Source organism: Sorangiineae bacterium MSr12523, assembly GCA_037157775.1.
GTDB classification, from domain to species: domain Bacteria; phylum Myxococcota_A; class Polyangia; order Polyangiales; family Polyangiaceae; genus Pendulispora; species Pendulispora brunnea.
Map to the genome: position 1 here is coordinate 2513966 of CP089982.1, position 18503 is coordinate 2532468.

The following is an 18503-nucleotide window of genomic DNA, read 5'->3' on the forward strand; positions in this document are numbered from 1 at the left end:
CTCCCTGTGAATCTTCATCTTCACCGAGGGCGCGGGTTTTCTTGGAAGGTCACCTCGAGTTTGACCTCTTTGCCCTCGCGGAGGACCACTGCGGGGACCGTTTCGCCGGGTTTGCTGGCGTTGAGGACGAACATGAGATCTTCCACGCTGCCAATCTCGTGGGTGCCGAGGCGCACGATGATGTCGCCGCGCTTCATACCGCCTTTGTCGGCGGCGCCGCCGGGGCGTACGCCGGACAAGAGTACGCCTTTTTTGCCTGCGCCCGGGCCGCCGTAATCGGGAATCGTCCCCAGTGATGCGTTGAAGCTGCGCATGTCTCCGCGGGGGGAGGGGCCCTGTGCACCGCTCTGGAAGGTGGGCGGCTTTTCGTCGACGGCCACGCGGCGTGCGATGTCGGCCACGAGCCACCCCACGCGGGCCGCACCGGCGTAATTGATCTTGTCCGGCGTATCGCTCGGCTTGTGGTAATCGGAGTGCGTGCCGGTGAAGAAGTGCAGAACCGGTATGCCGGCCGTGTAGAACGACATGTGATCGCTCGGCCCGTAGCCGTCGCCGCCCATGGCGCAGTCGAGCGGCGCGCCGATTCCGCATTGCGCCGTCACCAGCTCCGACCATTCGCGCGCCGTCTCCGTGCCCAGCACTTGAATGCGGTTGTCGCGCATGCGGCCGACCATATCCATGTTGAGCATCGCCACGATGCTCTTCGGATCGAGCGCGCCCTTTTTCCCTTCCTTTGCTGCCCGCACGAAATACGACGATCCCAGAATGCCCGATTCTTCGCCCGAGAACGCGACGAACACCACGTCGCGCCGGAGCATCGATTTGTTCGCCGCCAAGGTGCGCGCCACGTGCAGCAACGTTGCTGCGCCCGAGGCATTGTCGTCCGCACCCACGTGCGGCACATTGCTGCCCGGTGCCAGCGAGTGCTGCCCTCCGAGCCCGAGGTGATCGTAGTGCGCGCCCACCACCACGGTTCCCGGCAGCTTTTCACCGCCCGCATCGATGCGCGCCACGACGTTGAACGCGTTGGATTTCACCTCGCTGAGCGCGATCTTGAGCTGCGCGCCCACCTTGGCCTTGGCCTTCAGTTTGGCCATCGTGGCCGCGAACGCGTCGCGCTTCACCACCAGCACGGGGATGCCTGCATCGCCGTGCCCCTCCACCTCGAGCGACGGCAGGCGCGCATCCGGAGGCGCCTTCCAATCGGCCTTCGCATTTTCGGGCGGCGCAGGGTCGTCCACCACGATGAGCGCTTTGGCGCCGCGCTCTTTGGCCGCCCACGCCTTCTGCCGAATGTCGCCGTAGCGCCGTTTGGCATCCGTCGCGGTGAACTTCTGCGACTCGGGCACGAACCTCCGCACCACGGCGATGGCCCCTTTGACCTTCGCCTTCGCGTAATCGTCGATCCCCAGCTCTTTGGCCACGATGCCATAATTGGCAAATACCAAATTGCCTTTCACGTCGGCCAGGGGAGGGGAATACCCCATCACCACGAAGTCTTCCTTCTTCGTCTCCGCCTTGCCCACGACGAACTTCGTGTCAGGGCCCGCCTTGAGTTCCGTCGTGACGGGGAAAGCCTGCCGGTACGTGCCATCGTCGCCCGCGGGGGCGAGGCCCGCCGTGCGGAATTGCTCCTCCAAGTACGCGCCCGACGCCTCGAGGCCCTTGGTGCCGACGCCGCGTCCTTCGCGCTCGGGATCGGCCAGCCATCGAATGTCGGTGGAGATGCGATCGGCCGCGCGCGGCTCGATGCTGCCGCCCGAGTCCACCCAGCGCGCCACGAATACGTTCGTATCGTGCTTGCCTGGCGGCGTGGCCCGGTTCGACGAAAAGGCCAGCGACTTGCCGTCGGGCGAAAACATGGGAAACCCATCGAAGCCGCCCGCATAGGTGATGCGCTCGAGGCTCGTGCCGTCGACGTTCACCGCCCAAATATCGAACTCGCGCCCTTTCGGATCTCCGAAGTTCGACGCAAAGAGGATGCGCTTTTGCGAAGGGTGCCAAAACGGAGCGAACGACGCCGCGTTCAGATAGGTAATCTGCACGGGATCGCTTCCGTCGGCATTGGCCACGTAAATCTCCAGCTTCGACGGCCGAACGAGGTTCTTCGCCAAAAGCGCTTTGTAGTCGTCGAGCTCCTTGCCCGGACGTGGGCGCGACGCGCGCCAGACGATCTTGGAGCAATCGTCGTTGAAGAACGCCCCGCCGTCGTAGCCGACCCCGGTGGTCAGGCGGCGCACGTTCTTACCGTCTTTGTCCATCCGGTAGAGATCGATGTCGCCATCGCGGACGGAGGTGAAGACGATGGAGCCGTCCTTTTTGCAGACGGTGCCCTCGGCGTCGTAGCCCTTGGTGTCCGTCAGCCGCTGGACGCCAGTGCCATCGGCCTTGGCCTTGAAAATGTCGTACGTGTCGTACAGCGCCCAGACATAGCCCTGGCTGTGATCCGGCTTGGGCGGGCAGGCCTCGCCGCCCAGGTGGGTCGACGCATAAATGACCTCCTGGTCGTCGGGCAGAAAGAAGGAGCACGTGGTCGCGCCCTTTCCGCTGGACACCGGAATGGGCGTCGGCGCGCTCACCGGAAGCCTATAAATGCGGTCACAACCGGTATCGCCCCCGTGCGCTTGCATGATGAGCTGGCGCCCGTCCCACGACCAATAGGCCTCCGCGTTTTCGCCCGAGGTGGTCAGCTGGCGCAGATCGGCCAGGTGAGCTTCCTCCGGCAAAGGGCGGATCGGTGGTGGTTCGGGCGCAGCTTGGGTGAGCTTCGGGGCCGGCGGCGGCTTGGAGGCGCACGCGACGGCGAGCAAGACGAGCGAGGCGAGGCTGGAGACGGCGGCGAAACGGCGGGCAAACATGGTTCACCCGCAGCTTCACGCAGCGCGAACCTTCCGTCTAGAGCCTACTTCGATGGGCCGTCGGCTGTAGCCTGCCGGCTGTCACGTTTACTCGACGTCGACGACGATCGTGTCCGTTTTGGTCCCCACCTCGACGGTCGAATACCGCACGACCACTTTGTAACGCCCGCGCGGAAGGTCCACGCCCGAATGGGTTGCCGGCGTGCAATTGAGGCTGTTCGAACTCGAGAATACATCCTGACCGGATGAGGACGTGCCCGTTTTCGCGTAGACCGTGTAGTCTCCGCGTACCATTTTGACGGAGCCGTCGCTTTGTTTCACGGACACGTCTTCGACGTCGAGACGCCCGACCTGGAACGTCAGGGGGCCAGCGCCCAAGGCGCCGACGGGTAGGGCAACCCGCGAAGCCACACCGCTGATGGCCAGCTCGTAGGTCCTGCTTGCATTCTTTGCCGACAGCCCCGCTTCGAGGGATTGGCCATCGGTGAGCACGAAGGGGTTGGTCCCCTTCCCGGGCGCATAGAGCGTGTACAACGGAACGACGTCCCCGCTGCCCGCCTGCGCGCACGTGGCGGTCGGATACTCGCGCACGGGCGCGACGATCTTGGCGACCCGGCGGCCCGCATAGTCCCACGCCTTGGCGACCTTCGTTTCGTCCCCGGCAAGCGTCACGTCCTGGCCATCCCAAAGTCCGTATTCCAGATAATACGAGTTCGGAAACAGTGCTTCGTATTTCGTCCCATCGAGATCGACGGGGAGCTGCCGCCCGCCGGGGGCCCAGAAATAGATGACCCGCGAATTGCTCCTCTTGATGGCGCTCAACCCCAAAGTAGGAGGCGCATGCACGAGATCGATGGCCAGCAGCCCTGTGTGAATGGTGGTGACTTGGTTGGAGAGAATTTGGAAATTCGCCTCCGTCCCTAGAATGCCGTCCGGTCTTTTGATGAAGGTGCGATGCAGCCCGACGGAAAGCGGGCCAATCTCTTGCCCGAGCCCTCCCTGGAGGGTGGTATTGCCTTCGAACGATATTTGGGTATCCGCCGGTGCGCCGGTGGGCGCCACGACCTTGAGTTTTCCCGGAAGATCGGACCCATCGGGTTTGACGACGGTGGCTTGCTCGCTCGGATCGGAATCATCCGTGCGTTCGTCGCCGGAAGAGATACCGCATGCGGCGGTGGCGATGGCCCCGAGCGCGAGAACGAAAAGAGAACCATGAATGGACGAAAAGCGCATGAGAGCTCCCTCGGATTTGACGAGCGGCAACGAGCCAACGGCGCAGCCCACGAGCCGCCATTGGCTCGTTGCCCGACTCGACTCCTTCCTACGGAGAGTCGGTTCCGAGACTTCCTGCTTTTTATTCCTCAGATAACGCCAGGGCGTCGTTGATTTCCAATTATCGAATCACGCCAAATATGGATTAGCGCGCCGCTGCGAGTTGCTCGATGGCGGATAGACGCGAGCGCACTTCGGGGCGCGGCAGGTAAATGAGGAGCGCTTGTTCCAACGCGGGAAGCGCCTTTGCCAGGTCCTGCCGGGTCATCGTCCTGCTGTTCACGCCGACGCGGTTCAGGGCGCGCGCAATGACCGCGGGGCCGAACACCGATGCGAGCCCGCTTGCTTCGACCACGGCATCGAAAAGCGAATTGCCCAGGATCGCCGCCAGCGTCATGCTCCGCGGGCTCCTTCAGGCCCCGCTTTGGGGGCCGTTCTCGAATGCGTGAACTGCTCCCGCGCAACCGTTTTGGCCAGCTCCGTCACGTAGTCCGCATAAAAAAGGGCGAACCACTCCGCTGCCGTATCCTGCTCTTCCTGCGGGATATGACGCGCCACGTCGTGCGAGATGATGAAGCCCAAATGGACAGCCCCTCCGACGATTCCGCGCATGGGCACGCCGGCCGCCACCAAGGCGGGAATGAGCGTATCAATGTAGAGTGCACGCACTTCCGTGCCGCGATTTTCCAGGCCTTCGACCAGCAGCTTCAAGAGGCCGTCGGTCATCTGGGCGGCGGCTTCTGGCGTGTGATCCCGCACCGTTTCGGGAGGGGCCTCGGCGATGAGCCGCTCGCAAGCTTCGATGTAGTACGGCCGGCGTTCGGCGAGCAGCCGAACGATGCGTGCTCTCGTGGAGTCCACGAAACGAGTCTACCTTGGAGCCCACGCTCGTGGCAGACTGAAGGAACCAACAGTTCTCATTTTTGGTTAACGTCACAGACCGAGGTTCGTCTTTGACTCGAAACCTTTGCCCTCGTCGAGCAGCGGCAGCGGAACAATCCCCGCAAGGCCGGCGCCTTTGCCCGGTATCGATACGAGGTTCCAGTCCGTAACGTTCGTGGTCGGTTGCCCGTTCGTCCGACGGGGAGGAAGATTCAAAAAATATGGCCTGGACGGTCACCCTCCGCTACGTGCCCGAGCACGACTTCGTACTTACGACGTACGACGATGTCATTTTGCGCGATCAGCGCGATGCGACACGATGGCGGCGCGAGGTGTCGGCGCAGTTTCGGCAGATTGGACGCGTTCCGGTCGACGTCATCATCGATCTTCGCGGTCTCGTGGTGAAACCCTCGGGCGCCCGCGCCTATGGGGAAAACCGCGCGATCATCATCAAGGAATTCTGCCGGCGCACCTACCGGTTCGGAGGTGATTTGAACACCCGAACCAGTGTGTACACGAGTGCCGTTCTCAATGGTGCGCAGGCGAACGTCTATCCGACGTACGACGATGCATTGCGCGCTCTTTTGCAGGACCGCGAGCGCGAAGCCAAAGGCGAACATCCCCCGTCACTCGTCCCCAAGCCGGGCCGCAGCTAGGCGCTTTCGCTCGTAAAAGCGCTGCGCTTTGTAGCGGTTGCCGCAAATATCCATGCGGCACCAACGGCGCGTTTTGTTCTTGCTCGTATCGAGAAAGAGCCAGCCGCAATCCTTCAACCCGCACCGGCGCACGCGCGCGAAATCCGGCGAGGGCAGAAGATCCGCCGCGGAAAGCGCAATGCGCCAAAGCGGTGAACGCAGATTTGCTTCATCGCAACGCCATACGAACCCCTCGTCCGTGGGCACGAGGCGGCGCGGTGCCGCGGCCTCCGCAATCAATGCATTCATATGGGCCAGGTCCGAAGGATCGGATGTTTTGCCTTCCAGTTCGGCCACGATCACCCGGTAGAGGGCGTCTCGAAACCGCACCCCATCGGCGTACGCCGTGTCGGCCTCTTTGGGATGGCTCACGGCGCGCGCACGAAGCCGTCGGGCTTGCTGCCGATCGAGGTGACCACCGGCGCCGGCCCACGAAAGAATATCCGAATAGCTCGAAAGCCGCTCCACGGCCGCCGTTTCCGACTCGCGCCAGCTCACCGTGTTGATGAAATCAAGGCAGGTGCAACCTCCGAGAAAATCGAATACGTAGCGGTCCACGCGTGCAATGTAACCAGGTCCAAACGCCGTTGACAGGTTATAGGGCCTTCCTTACAGACTAACCCGTGACGAGTGCTACAACGGTTATGTCTTCACGAGCCTCCACGGGTTGGCTGCTACGCCTGCTTGCCTTTGCGGCGATTTACATCGTTTGGGGTTCCACCTTTCTTGCCATTCGATACACGACCGCGACCATTCCACCGCTCATGGCCGCCGGGGCGCGCGTGCTGGTGGGCGGCGCACTTTTGTACGGCTATTTGAGGGCGCGCGGCGTTCCGGCGCCGTCGTGGCGAAGTTGGTCGATGGCCTTCATTTCCGGTGGGCTGCTGTTCGTCGGATGCCATGGGGTTCTCGGATGGGCATCGCAGCGCGTTCCTTCGGGTATTTCCGCGCTGCTCACGGCGAGCATCTCGCTCTGGATGGTGGTCCTCGGTGCATTGCGCGCTCGGAAAATGCCCAATCGATGGGTGGCCTTGGGGCTCGTCCTCGGCTTTGCGGGGCTGCTTCCCCTCATCCGGCCGGATGCCAGTCATCCTGGTCGTGCGCATGTGGACGTGCTTGCGTCGGTGGCACTCGTCCTGGGCGCGCTCTCGTGGGCGGCAGGCTCGCTTTACGCGCGTGGCCGTTTGGTGCCCGAGGCGCCGTTGCAAGCGGCCGCGATGCAGATGCTGACGGGCGGTGTCCTTTTGATTCTCGTCTCCGGGGCCGTCGGAGAGTGGAGCGCGCTCGATGTGTCGCGTGTCACCGAGCGGTCCATCGTCTCGCTCGCGTACCTCATCGTCTTTGGATCCATCGTGGCGTTCGGGGCGTACGTGTGGCTGCTGGAGCAGGTGTCCGCGGCCAGTGTCTCCACCTATGCCTTCGTCAATCCGGTGGTGGCGCTTCTTCTCGGGTGGCTCTTCGGCGGGGAAGGCCTTTCGGCGAGAACGCTGCTGGCGACGGCGCTCATCGTGGCCGCCGTCGCGATGATCACGATGGCGAGCTCGCGGCCGGCGGGTGCACGGACGCGGGACGCGTGAGGCCGATGGCCCATTTGGACACGTGCGTCGCAACGGCGTCGGGCCAGCGCGGCCATCGATTGTGATTCCCTGCTGCCTCGGGCAGTCCGGCTTCTGGCTGGTAGCGAATGCGCGAGACGCTGCATCGAGGCACCTTGGCCAGGAGCAACTCCGTCGAACGACTCGGCGCGAGTTTGTCGCGCGCCAACGAGACGGCAAGCACGGGGCACTCGACGCGTGCGAGCGCTTGCTCGGGCGGCACACTGCCCGTCCACGTCGTGGGAAAGGAGAACTCGCCCGTCGCCACCGCATGCGCCCACTCCGAAATGACGGTCCGCGCTTCGCGCCCAGCAAAGCCAAGGCGCTCACCCGGGTAATGCCCGACGGCCATCGACGTCGCCTTCATGAAGCGCGCGAACACGCGAATGCCCGGACTGCCCGCACCCGGCCACCCCGCATGGTACGGAAGGCCACTCGCCACCAGCGCCACACCGCGCACCTCGTGCGCGAGCTGCCCGCGCGCGAGGGTCAAAAACGCGAGATGCCCGCCCAGCGAATGCCCCAGTAAAAACAACGGCGCCCGCGGAAGCAGCGCCCGCACTGCATCGATCGCCGGCGGAATGTCCTGCTCGATCAAGGTGCCGTACCCGAAATCCGTCTCGCGTGAGGCGCGCACGCTGCTCGTGTCGATGCCGCGCAGCTCGAACAGCGCCGCATGCACACCGCGCTGCGCGAACGCGGCGCCCAATTTATCGTAGTAGCCGGCCGCCGTTCCCATCGCAGGAATCACCAGCAGCACCGGCGCATGCTCGTCGGCGGCGCGAAACACCTGCAGTTCCGACGTGGCGCCATCCTTCGAGGTCACGCGTTCTCGGATGGCAGCACTGGTCTGGATGGACGGGGAGCTCACCTCGCTAGATTGCCGCGCTCGGACCGCTTCTTCAAATGTTTCGAGTGCGAAATTTCTCTGTGCTGACCTTGGCCATTTTTGCCCGGTCTGCCGTTGCATAGAACGGAAATTTCATTATAACGGACGCATGTCCATCAAACGGGACGTGCCATGTGGGCGCGTCTTCATGGTCCTACCTGGCTCGTTGCACTTCTAACCTACGGCGGATGGCTTGCGCTGACCTACGCGCATCGCACGTTGCCGCTGCCCGCGCTGGTGCTGCTCGGCGGGTTCGTCGTGGCGTGGCACGGATCGCTCCAACACGAGACGATCCACGGTCATCCGGCAGGTGCCAAATGGCTTGGCCGCGCCCTGGGGACGCCGCCGCTCGCGTTGTGGCTCCCGTACGAGATTTACCGCGATAGCCATAGGCGCCATCACGCAACGGCGCACCTCACGCACCCGGAGCACGATCCCGAGTCGCTCTTTTGCACCCGCGACGCGTGGAGGCGCATGGCGCGATGGCAGCGCGCGCTCTTTCTCACGCAGACGACCGCGCTCGGGCGCCTCGCACTCGGTCCCTTCGTCACCATCGGTCGATTTCTCGCCGAGGAGGCGGTGCTCGTCGTGCGTGGTGCGCCCGGGCGACGTGCGATCTGGGCCTTGCATGCCGTCGCGGTGGCGTTGGTGCTCGGGTGGGCCGTCGGTGTGGCGGGCATGCCGCTCTGGAAATACCTTCTCGCCTTCGTCTACCCCGGCACCTCGCTGACGTTGCTGCGCTCGCTCGCCGAGCATCGCGCGGACACGGTGCGCGAGCGGCGGACCACCGTGGTCGAAGCGGGCTGGGTTTTCCGGCTTCTCTACTTGAACAACAATTTTCACGTGCTGCACCACCGTGCTCCGCACGTTCCCTGGTTCGAGCTGCCTGCCATGTGGCGGCGTGAGCGCGCGCGCATTCGAGGCTCGCACGTCGTTCACTCCGCGGGGTATCTTTCCCTCGTGCGCGCCCACGCGGTAAAGCCCATCATCGATCTCGAACGCCTTTGAGCCACGCCCTCGCCAACCTCGGCATGTACGACGGCGGTGATCTGACCGCCGCCAACGACGAACTCTGGACCGTCATCGCGGAGCATCTGGCCGCGCGCGGCATCGCCGACGTGCCCGCATGCCTCACGCGCGGGCCGCTCGAGGACATTTGGAACGAGCGGCTTCTCTTCGGCCAGACCTGCGGCTACCCCTTCATTTCGCGCCTCGCGGGCACGCTTCACGTCGTCGGCACACCCGTTTACGATTGGCCCGGTTGCGAGGGCGCAACCCACCGCAGCTTCATCGTCGTGGCCACGGCATCTTCGTTTCGCCGGCTCGAGGATCTCGCCGGCAGCCATGCCGTGATCAACGACCCGGAATCCAACTCGGGTCGCAACCTGTTCGGCGATGCGCTCGCCTCCGTTGGGGCGCGCGCGCCCTTCTTCGGCCAGGTCACGGTCAGCGGCAGCCACGCGCAAAGCCTCCGCGATGTGGCAGAACATTCCGCCGACGTTGCCGCCATCGACAATGTCTCTTATGCGCACATTTTGCGGGCTCACCCCTCTTTAAAGGAGGCGACCCGCATCCTGCACGAGACGCGTCCAAGCCCGGCGCTACCGTTCGTGACAGCCTCGCAACATCGCGCATCCGTCGTCTTCGAGGCCGTGCGCGAAGCCCTGCGCGATGTACGTACACGGGGCGCGTGCCGCGTTCTTCGACTCGTCGGTATCGAGCCACTCGAACGGGAAGCATATGAAATCACAAGGGAGTTCTCGGCGCGCGCCGACAAGGTCTTCGGCCCGCGAGCTTAACGATTTGTAATCGTTAGACTTGCAGTCGGTCGGGAGAGACCCCATGAACCTTGGCCCCTCTCAAGCTCGGTAGCTGGAAATTTCGTTGAAATTTCGGAGGGTGTGTCAACGAAGGGCTTCGAAGAGAGCGACGGATGCGAATTTTAGCGGCGGTACTCGTTTTGGGCGCGCTTTACGGATGTGGGAAAGCGGCAGGAGGAACGGAGGCGGCCGGCGGAGATGCTCCAAAGCTCCCCGTCGACGTGCAGACGCTGCATGACGAAGAGCTCGTCGATGGCACGGAGTACTTGGCGCAGCTCGTGTCGCGCCACCATGTCGCGGTTTATCCGCAGGTCACCGGTGTGGTGGTGCAGATCCTCGTCAAGCCCGGCGAATCGGTGAAACGCGGCACCGCGCTTCTTCAGATCGATCCGCGCCGCGAGGCGGCAAACCTGGCCAACCAAGTCGCGGCGAAGAGCCAGCGCGAGGCGAGCCTGGAATTGGCCAGGCGCAACGAGGAGCGGGCCACCCGTCTGTTCCGCGAAGGCCTGGTGAGCCAAGCGCAGTTCGATCAAGCGCGAAGCTCGCGCATGGTCGCCGAGCAGGACGTGAATGCGCAGGAGGCGAGCATCGCGGCGCAGAGCACGCAGCTGAATTATTTCCGCATCACCGCGCCGTTCGATGGGACGGTGGGCGACATCCCCGTCAAAATCGGCGACATGGTCTCGGCGCAGACCAAACTGACCAGCGTCGACGACAACACGAACCTCGAGGCCTACGTGAACCTGCCAGTGGAAAAGCTGGCGGAGCTCACCGACAAGAGCCGCATCGAGATCCTCGATCCGTTCGGCAAGGTGGTGGGGCAGGCGCCCATTCACTTCATCGCGCCGGAGGCCAATCCGGCCGTGCAGTCCGTTCTGGTGAAGGCGGTGATCCCGAACGAAACGGGCGTGCTGCGCGCTGCGCAGGTGGCCCGCGCGCGCGTCGTCTTCAAGACGCACCCAGGTGTCCGCGTGCTCGCATCGAGCATCACGCGGCAGGTCGGGCAGTATTTCGTCTTCGTCACCGAGGCCGATGGCAAGAACGGTGCGGTGGTGAAGCAGCGCCCCGTGGAGCTCGGCCCGCTGGACGACCGGCGCTATACGGTTCTCAAAGGGCTCAAGGCGGGCGACAAAGTCGTGACGAGCCAATTGCAAAAGCTCCGCGACGGCGCACCCGTCGAGCCGACGGAGGCCGCGTCGACGGCCCTGTCCAAGTAGCAAGAGGCGAACCAAAATGGTCGATTTTTTCATTCGGCGGGTCGTGTTCGCCATGGTCTGCGCGATGATCATCGTGCTTTCCGGCTCGGTGGTCATCCCCGGACTGCCCATTGCGCAATATCCAAATATCGCGCTGCCGCAGGTCAACGTGTCTGCGAACTACATCGGCGCGAGCGCGGCGGAGGTGGAGGCTTCGGTCACCATTCCGCTCGAGCAGCAGATCAACGGCGTGCCCGGTGCGCAGTACATCACGTCCACCTCGGGCAACGACGGGTCGAGCCAGATCAGCATCACGTTCTCGCCGACGCGCGATATCGATCTTGCGGCGGTCGACGTTCAGAACCGGGTCAACACCGCACTCGGTCTTCTGCCGGTCGACGTGCGCACACTCGGCGTGGTCATCTCGAAGTCCAGCGGTACCTTCGTCGAGGGCGTCGCGCTCTTCACCAAGGACGACCGGTACACCGAGCAGTTCATGAGCAACTACGCCGACGTCTACATGAAGACGGTGCTCAAGCGCATTCCCGGCGTATCCGACGTCGAGATCTTCGGCGAGCGCCGGTTCTCCATGCGCGTGTGGCTCGATCCGGCGAAGCTCGCGTCCCGCGGCATCAGTCCGAGCCAGGTCGTGACGGCCCTGCGCGAGCAGAACTTCCGCGTGGCAGCGGGCTCCATCGGTGCCCAGCCGGCGCCGGAGAATCTCAATTATCAATTCTCCGTGCGCGCCCTCGGACGCCTCGTGGAGGCCGACGACTTTGCGAGCGTCATCGTGAAGTCGCAGCCCGACGGCACTCTGGTGCGCGTGCGCGACGTCGGACGGGTCGAGCTCGGGTCGGAAGACTACAACTCGATGTCGAGCTGGAAGGGACACAAGACCGTCGGCTTGGGCATCACGCAGCTGCCCGGCGCCAATGCGCTCGAGGTCAAAAAGCTGGTCGAAAAAGAGATCGCGCGCCTGGCCGAGGCTTTCCCGCCGGGACTGGAGCGCGAGATCATCTTCGACTCGACGGCGCCGGTGAGCGCGTCGATCCATGAGGTGCTCATCACCTTGTTCGAAGCGATTCTGCTGGTCATCGCGACCATCTTCGTCTTCTTGCACGGGTGGCGCGCCACGTTGATCCCGGCGATCACCATTCCGGTTTCGCTGGTGGGTACGTTCATCTTCGTCAAGCTATTCGGTTTTTCGATCAACACGCTCACCATGTTCGGTCTCACCTTGGCCACGGGCCTGGTGGTCGACGACGCCATCGTCGTCATCGAGAACATCTCGCGCGTGACCGAGGAGCACGGGCTCAAAGGCATGGCGGCCGCCTCGCGCGGTATGAAGGAGGTGACCTCCGCGGTCATCGCCACCTCGCTGGTGCTCATTGCGGTGTTCATCCCGGTGTCGTTCTTCCCCGGCACCACGGGAAAGATCTATCAGCAATTCTCGCTGACCATCGCCTTCAGCATCGCGCTCTCGGCCTTCAATGCCATTACGTTGACGCCGGCGCTTTCTGCGCGCCTTCTCAAAGGCCATCATGGATCGAAGTGGGCAGGCTTCCGCGCCTTCGATCGCGTGCTCGACGCCGTGCGCCGCGTCTATGGGGCCATGCTCACGCGCGTGCTGCGCCATCGGTTCATTGCCTTGGCAGCGTTCGTGGGGCTTACGGCTTTCACCGGCTGGGTCTACCAGAAGGTGCCCAGCGGATTCGTTCCCGAGGAAGACCAGGGCTGGTTCATCATCGCCGTGGTTGCGCCGGAGGGCGGAAGCACCTCTACGACGCGCGCCGCGCTCGACAAGGTCGACGCGATCACCACGAAGGTGCCGGAAATCGTCGGCTGCTTCTCCATCGCGGGATGGTCGGTCATCGGCGGCGGCGCCCCGAACCGCGGTGTCGCGTTTTGCAACTTGCACGATTGGGATCACCGGCCGGGCAAGGAGCACCACTTGTCTGCGGTCATCGACCGATTGCGCGAACCCTTGATGGGTATTGGCGAGGCCATGGCCTTCCCCTTTGCGCCGCCGGCCATCGACGGCGTGGGTGGCTTCGGCGGATTCCAATTCGAGGTGGAAGATCAATCGGGCAATCCGAGCGTCGACGATCTGGCTGCATCGATGAACAAGCTGGTGGACGCGGCGAACAAGGATCCGCGTCTCGCCTCGGTGTTCTCGTCCTTCACCGCGAACGACCCGCAGCTTCTGGTGGAGGTCGATCGCGAAAAGGCCAAAGCGCTCGACGTTTCGCTCGACGAGCTTTTCTCGACGCTCCAGATCTACATGGGATCGCAGTACGTCAACGACTTCGTCTTCGGCACGCGCACGTACCGCGTGTACGTGCAGGCCGAGGCCGAAAAGCGCTCGAAACCGCGCGACATCGAATCGTATTACGTGCGCTCCGAGACCGGGCAGATGATCCCGCTCGGCAATCTCATTCACGTGAAGCAGACGACGAGCGCGCAGACGATCACCCACTACAACCTGTTTCGGTCTGTGGAGATCTCCGGTGCTCCCGCTCCGGGCAGGACCTCGGGCGAGGCGATGGCGGCGATGGGCGAGGTGGCCAAACGCGAGCTGCCGCCGGGTATGGCATTCGAATGGTCAGGCCTCTCGCGCGAGGAGCTTCAATCGGGCGGGCAGACGTTCATCATCTTCGGCCTTGGCCTGGTGTTCGTGTTCCTGGTGCTGTCGGCGCAATACGAGAGCTTCGTATTGCCGTTCATCATCATCCTGGGCGTTCCAGTCGGTCTGCTCGGGGCACTCTTGGGCCAATGGTACCGAGGCTATGCCAACGACGTGTTCTGCCAAGTTGGTTTGGTCATGATGATCGGCCTCGCCAGCAAGAACGCGATCCTTATCGTCGAATTTGCCAAAGAGTTGCGTGATAAAGGCATGCCCATCGTGCAGGCCGCGATTCAGGCATCCGAGACGCGCCTGCGGCCGATCTTGATGACCTCCATTGCGTTTCTACTTGGTCTCGTGCCGCTGTTGGTGGCGACCGGCGCAGGTGCGGCGAGCCGTCGTTCGCTCGGCACGGCCGTTTTCGGCGGAATGGCGCTATCGACCGTATTGAACATCTTCTTCATTCCAACGCTTTACGTGTTGGTCGAACAGCTGCGCGAGTGGGTTTCGCGTTCATCGAAGCGCATGCCCGATGAAGAGCAGCCCTCGGCCGACACGGACGGCGACGCGCAGTTCTCGTCGGCCGAGTGAGAGGGTTTAGGGTTTAGGGTTTAGGGTAGAGAGCCTTCCTTCTGAGCCCTCTCTCTTTCTTCCCTAACCCCTAACCCCTAAACCCTAAACCCTTCCCTCCCTACACGCGGTGACAGCGCACCGCGACGCACGTACTCAAATTGCGCCGTGTGCAAACGCTCGTGCTTGCACACGGCGCGATCATGGTAACGTTGGAATTCTGCGTTGATATTGGCTTTTTGCGACAAAGGCCAAACGGCGATCTGCCAACCAGCGAGGGAGGTGTTCATGGTGCGTCCAAGCCACGCTCGTTCCTTTTTGCATCGATCCGTCGTGAGTTTGCTGGCCCTTTTCGTTGGCTCCACGTCTTCGGGATCTGCGTCCGCCGCTTCTTCCAATAACGGTTTTACCACTTTCGAATCCGGTCAAGTTCGGCCATTGGCATTGTCGCCGAGTGGCCGTCTGCTTTTTGCAACGAATACTCCGGACAATCGTCTCGAGGTGTTCGAAATTCGTACGAATACACTCGTTCATCGCGCTTCGATCCCCACGGGGCTCGAGCCGGTCGCCGTCGCGGCCCGTTCCGAGAGCGAGGTTTGGGTCGTCAACCATTTGTCCGACAGCGTGAGCATCGTCTCCCTGGACGATCAGGGAAATGGTCACGTCGTGCGCACGCTCCACGTGGGCGACGAGCCGCGCGACATCGTGTTTGCGGGCCGCGGACGAGCAAAAGCCTTCGTCACCACCGCGCACCGCGGACAGAATGCACCGTACGATCCGCAGCTCTCCACGCAGGGCGTTGGCCGTGCCGACGTTTGGGTCTTCGATACCAACCGCCCTGGCGACACATTGGGCGGTACGCCGCAGGCGATTTTGAATCTTTTCACCGACACCCCGCGCGCACTTGCAGTGAGTGCGGACGGTACCACCGTTTACGCGGCGGGCTTTCACTCGGGAAATAAGACGCAAACCATCAACGAGGGGTTCATCCCCAATGGCGGCGAGGTCAATGGGGGACTTCCCGCGCCCAATACGAACTTCCAGGGCGTCGTGCAACCGGAGGTGGGGCTCATCGTGCGCCACAATGGCGCAAATTGGGTGGACGAACTCGGGCGAAGTTGGGATTCCGTGGTCCGGTTTTCTTTGCCCGACAAAGACGTCTTTGCCATCGACGCCACGGCCAATCCGCCGGTGTTGCGCCCCGGGGCCTTTGCGGGCGTGGGCACCATTCTGTTCAATATGGCAGTCAATCCGGTGAGCGGCAAAGTGTACGTGTCGAACACGGAAGCGTTCAACGAGGTTCGCTTCGAGGGCGCGGGCATCTTTTCCGGAAGCAGCGTGCGCGGGCACCTGCACGAGAGCCGCATCACCGTGCTCGGTATGGGCACGGTCACGCCGCGCCACTTGAACAAGCACATCGACTACGGCACCTGTTGCGCGCCCGTGCCCAATGCCGAAAGTGAAAAGAGCTTGGCGTTTCCGCAAAGCATGGCGGTGAGCGCGGACGGCAAGTTGCTCTATGTCGCGGCGCTCGGCTCGAGCAAGGTCGGTATCTTTCGCACCGCGGAGCTGGAGAGCGATACCTTCGTTCCCAACGAGGGCGACCAGATCCCGCTGACGGGCGGCGGCCCGACGGGGCTCGTGCTCGACGAGGCCAGGCGTCACCTTTACGTGCTCACCCGGTTCGACAACGGGATTTCCATTTTGGATCCCGCGTCGCGCCGCGAGATTACGCACGTGCCCATGTACAATCCGGAGCCAGCCAGCGTGGTGCGCGGGCGCAAGTTCCTCTACGAAGCGCGCTTTTCGTCGGCGCACGGTGATTCGGCGTGTGCGAGTTGCCACGTGTTCGGCGATTTCGATAGCCTCGCCTGGGATCTGGGCAACCCGGACAAGCCGGTGTCGAACAACCCCGGGCCGTTCGTCGGGCCGCCCACCACGGTCGATCCGAACTTTCACCCCATGAAGGGGCCGATGACCACGCAGAGCCTGCGCGGCATGGCCAACCATGGTCCAATGCACTGGCGCGGCGATCGCACGGGCGGCAACGATGCACCTTCTGCGCAGCCCGACAGCGGCAGCTTCGACGAGAACGCCGGCTTTCTGAAGTTCAATGCGGCCTTCGAAGACCTGGTGGGCCGCAGCGAGCCCATTCCCGATGCGGACATGCAAGCCTTCACCGACTTCATTCTGCAGGTGACCTATCCGCCGAACCCGATCCGCGCATTGGACGATTCGCTCACCGCGGATCAGCAGGCGGGGCGCGATTTCTTCTTCGGTCCACCTTCGCTCAAGGGCGAATTCAATTGCGTGGCGTGCCACAAGCTGGACCCACAGGGCAACCCAGGTTCGAGCGCGCCGGGGTTTTTCGGCACGGCGGGGGAGTCGTCCTTCGACTGCATCACCCAGGTGCTCAAGATTCCGCACCTGCGCAATCAGTATCAAAAGGTGGGCATGTTCGGCATGGCCGAGGCGCCGTTCATCAATCCTGGGAACAACGAGTTCCTAGGCGACCAGGTGCGCGGCTTCGGCTTTAGCCACGACGGCTCGTTCGACTCGGTCTTTCGTTTCGTGAGACTCACCGCATTCACGCGCGGGCCGGGCAATCCCGAGGGAATGCCCACGGGGCCCGATGGCGATCGCACACGGCGCCAATTGGAATCGTTTCAGCTGGCCTTCGATTCGAACCTGAAGCCGATTGTAGGTCAGCAAGTGACCCTCACGTCGCGCAACAAAGCATCGGCGTCTCCGCGCATCGATCTTTTGCTCGCACGCGCCGAGGCACACGATTGCGATCTCGTCGCACACACGCGCTTCGGCCGGTCCGAAGCGGGGTTTCTCTATTTGGGAAATGGGCAATTCTCAACGAACCACCGCGGCCTCCCACCCGTGGACGAGAAACTGCTTCGCCGCGCCGCAACCTCCGGCGGCCAACCGGTGACCTACACCTGCGTGCCGCCCGGCTCGGGCGTTCGCATCGGCCTCGACCGCGACAACGACGGCACCTGGGACGGCGACGAACAAGACGCCGCCACCAACCCCTCCGATCCGGCAAGCAAGCCTCGGTGAAAAGCTAGAAGAAGATTCACAGGGAGGCGGGGAGGCGGGGAGTTTTTGGGGTTCCGGTCGGCTCAGTGAGCCAACTGGAAATCAAAAAATCTCCCCGTCTCCCCGTCTCCCTGTTCAATCTTTCTTCGTGGAGACCGGGCCCTACTTGTTGGCGATGCTGGCGGCGGCTTCGGCGATCTTGGTGGCGAAGGTGCTCACCTGGGTGTAGACGCCGGGTGCCTCAGGGCGTGCGCAACCTTCGCCCCAGCTGACGATACCGACTTCGACCCACTTGCCGTTTTCGTCTTTGTTGAACATGGGGCCGCCCGAGTCACCTTGGCAGGTGTCGATGCCGCCGGTCGACCAGACACCGGCGCAGATTTCTGCGCTGGGGATCAAGTCCGAATAGGAGCCACCGGCCGATGCGCATTGCGAGTCGCTGATGAACGGAACCTCGGCCTTGAGAAGGTAACGCTGCTGGCTACCACCCTCGCGGGCTGCGCCCCAACCGGCAACTCCGAATTTGCCGCTGTCGTAGGCAGTCGTCGTCGCGATGGGCAAGGTTACCGCGTTGGGGACGGGCGATTGCAACTTGATGAGGGCCCAGTCGCCGCCCGTGCTCGAACCGTAGGTCGGCGATCGGTAGACGTACTTCGACTTGATCTTGGTCGCCGACGTATCCTGCAAATCGACCACGCCAACCGTCGCGGTGATGCTCGTGTTGTTGCCCGTACCGCTTACGCAGTGCGCCGCCGTTAGCACGATTTGGTTCGTGTAAAGCGCGCCACCACATCCCATCGACAGGCGCACCATCCAGGGAAACTCTCCTTTGGCCGCCCGCGTTCCACCGACCACCGCTTGCGAGGTCGTTCCGATCTCCGAATCCGTGCCGCCGCCTCTTGCATCAGACGCATCCGATGCATCGGATTCCGCGGCGCACCCCACACTCATCGTCGCGAGGAGTGAGACAACGATAGAAGCGCTGCGGACGAAAGTCGTTCGTTGATCCATTGTGGATATCCTTTCCCCCGCAAATCCATGTCCACGGGGTCTCG

At 63.2% G+C, this 18503-nt stretch carries 14 protein-coding genes; 7 read left to right on the top strand and 7 right to left on the bottom strand.

From position 1 onward, the window contains the following. Positions 1–20 precede the first annotated feature (20 nt). The 4 genes from LZC95_10190 to LZC95_10205 form a co-directional block, all read right to left on the bottom strand. On the bottom strand, positions 21–2858 hold the full coding sequence (locus LZC95_10190) for a M20/M25/M40 family metallo-hydrolase (GenBank protein ID WXA97203.1): 2838 nt from the start codon (positions 2856–2858) through the stop codon (positions 21–23). Positions 2859–2945: 87 nt separating this feature from the next. After that, positions 2946–4091, bottom strand: coding sequence for a hypothetical protein (locus LZC95_10195; protein ID WXA97204.1), 1146 nt, complete (start codon positions 4089–4091; stop codon positions 2946–2948). 184 nt (positions 4092–4275) lie between these two features. Continuing rightward, complete coding sequence (locus tag LZC95_10200) at positions 4276–4527, bottom strand: hypothetical protein (GenBank protein WXA97205.1); 252 nt, start codon at positions 4525–4527, stop codon at positions 4276–4278. Next, positions 4524–4991 (bottom strand): hypothetical protein, encoded by a 468-nt coding sequence (locus tag LZC95_10205; GenBank protein WXA97206.1) that lies wholly within the window; start codon positions 4989–4991, stop codon positions 4524–4526. The genes LZC95_10200 and LZC95_10205 overlap by 4 nt, the downstream gene beginning before the upstream one ends. A 242-nt stretch (positions 4992–5233) precedes the next feature. Here LZC95_10205 and LZC95_10210 point away from each other — a divergent pair, with 242 nt between their 5' ends. Continuing rightward, on the top strand, positions 5234–5668 hold the full coding sequence (locus LZC95_10210) for a hypothetical protein (GenBank protein WXA97207.1): 435 nt from the start codon (positions 5234–5236) through the stop codon (positions 5666–5668). Here the strand turns inward: LZC95_10210 and LZC95_10215 are convergent. After that, the gene (locus tag LZC95_10215) at positions 5639–6265 is read right to left on the bottom strand and encodes an ABATE domain-containing protein (protein ID WXA97208.1); all 627 of its coding nucleotides are present in this window, start codon (positions 6263–6265) and stop codon (positions 5639–5641) included. The genes LZC95_10210 and LZC95_10215 overlap by 30 nt on opposite strands. Before the next feature lie 86 nt (positions 6266–6351). Here LZC95_10215 and LZC95_10220 point away from each other — a divergent pair, with 86 nt between their 5' ends. After that, positions 6352–7284 carry an EamA family transporter gene (locus tag LZC95_10220; GenBank protein WXA97209.1) on the top strand — a complete coding sequence of 311 codons (933 nt, stop codon included), beginning with the start codon at positions 6352–6354 and terminating at the stop codon, positions 7282–7284. Here the strand turns inward: LZC95_10220 and LZC95_10225 are convergent. Further along, positions 7235–8128, bottom strand: coding sequence for an alpha/beta fold hydrolase (locus LZC95_10225; protein ID WXA97210.1), 894 nt, complete (start codon positions 8126–8128; stop codon positions 7235–7237). The two genes, LZC95_10220 and LZC95_10225, sit on opposite strands and share 50 nt — an antisense overlap. 195 nt (positions 8129–8323) lie before the next feature. Here LZC95_10225 and LZC95_10230 point away from each other — a divergent pair, with 195 nt between their 5' ends. The 5 genes from LZC95_10230 to LZC95_10250 all read left to right on the top strand — a co-directional run bounded on the left by LZC95_10230 (position 8324) and on the right by LZC95_10250 (position 17469). After that, positions 8324–9199 carry a fatty acid desaturase gene (locus LZC95_10230; protein WXA97211.1) on the top strand — a complete coding sequence of 292 codons (876 nt, stop codon included), beginning with the start codon at positions 8324–8326 and terminating at the stop codon, positions 9197–9199. Then, entirely contained in the window at positions 9196–9990 is a 795-nt protein-coding gene (locus tag LZC95_10235) for a PhnD/SsuA/transferrin family substrate-binding protein (GenBank protein WXA97212.1), read from the top strand. The genes LZC95_10230 and LZC95_10235 overlap by 4 nt, the downstream gene beginning before the upstream one ends. 134 nt (positions 9991–10124) lie before the next feature. Next, positions 10125–11228 (top strand): efflux RND transporter periplasmic adaptor subunit, encoded by a 1104-nt coding sequence (locus LZC95_10240; protein WXA97213.1) that lies wholly within the window; start codon positions 10125–10127, stop codon positions 11226–11228. Positions 11229–11244: 16 nt separating this feature from the next. Beyond that, positions 11245–14421, top strand: coding sequence for a multidrug efflux RND transporter permease subunit (locus tag LZC95_10245; protein WXA97214.1), 3177 nt, complete (start codon positions 11245–11247; stop codon positions 14419–14421). Between the two features lie 267 nt (positions 14422–14688). Continuing rightward, the gene (locus LZC95_10250; GenBank protein WXA97215.1) at positions 14689–17469 is read left to right on the top strand and encodes a hypothetical protein; all 2781 of its coding nucleotides are present in this window, start codon (positions 14689–14691) and stop codon (positions 17467–17469) included. Positions 17470–17610: 141 nt separating this feature from the next. On the opposite strand, the gene LZC95_10255 is transcribed toward LZC95_10250, so the two are convergent. Further along, entirely contained in the window at positions 17611–18399 is a 789-nt protein-coding gene (locus LZC95_10255; protein ID WXA97216.1) for a serine protease, read from the bottom strand. Positions 18400–18503: the final 104 nt, after the last annotated feature.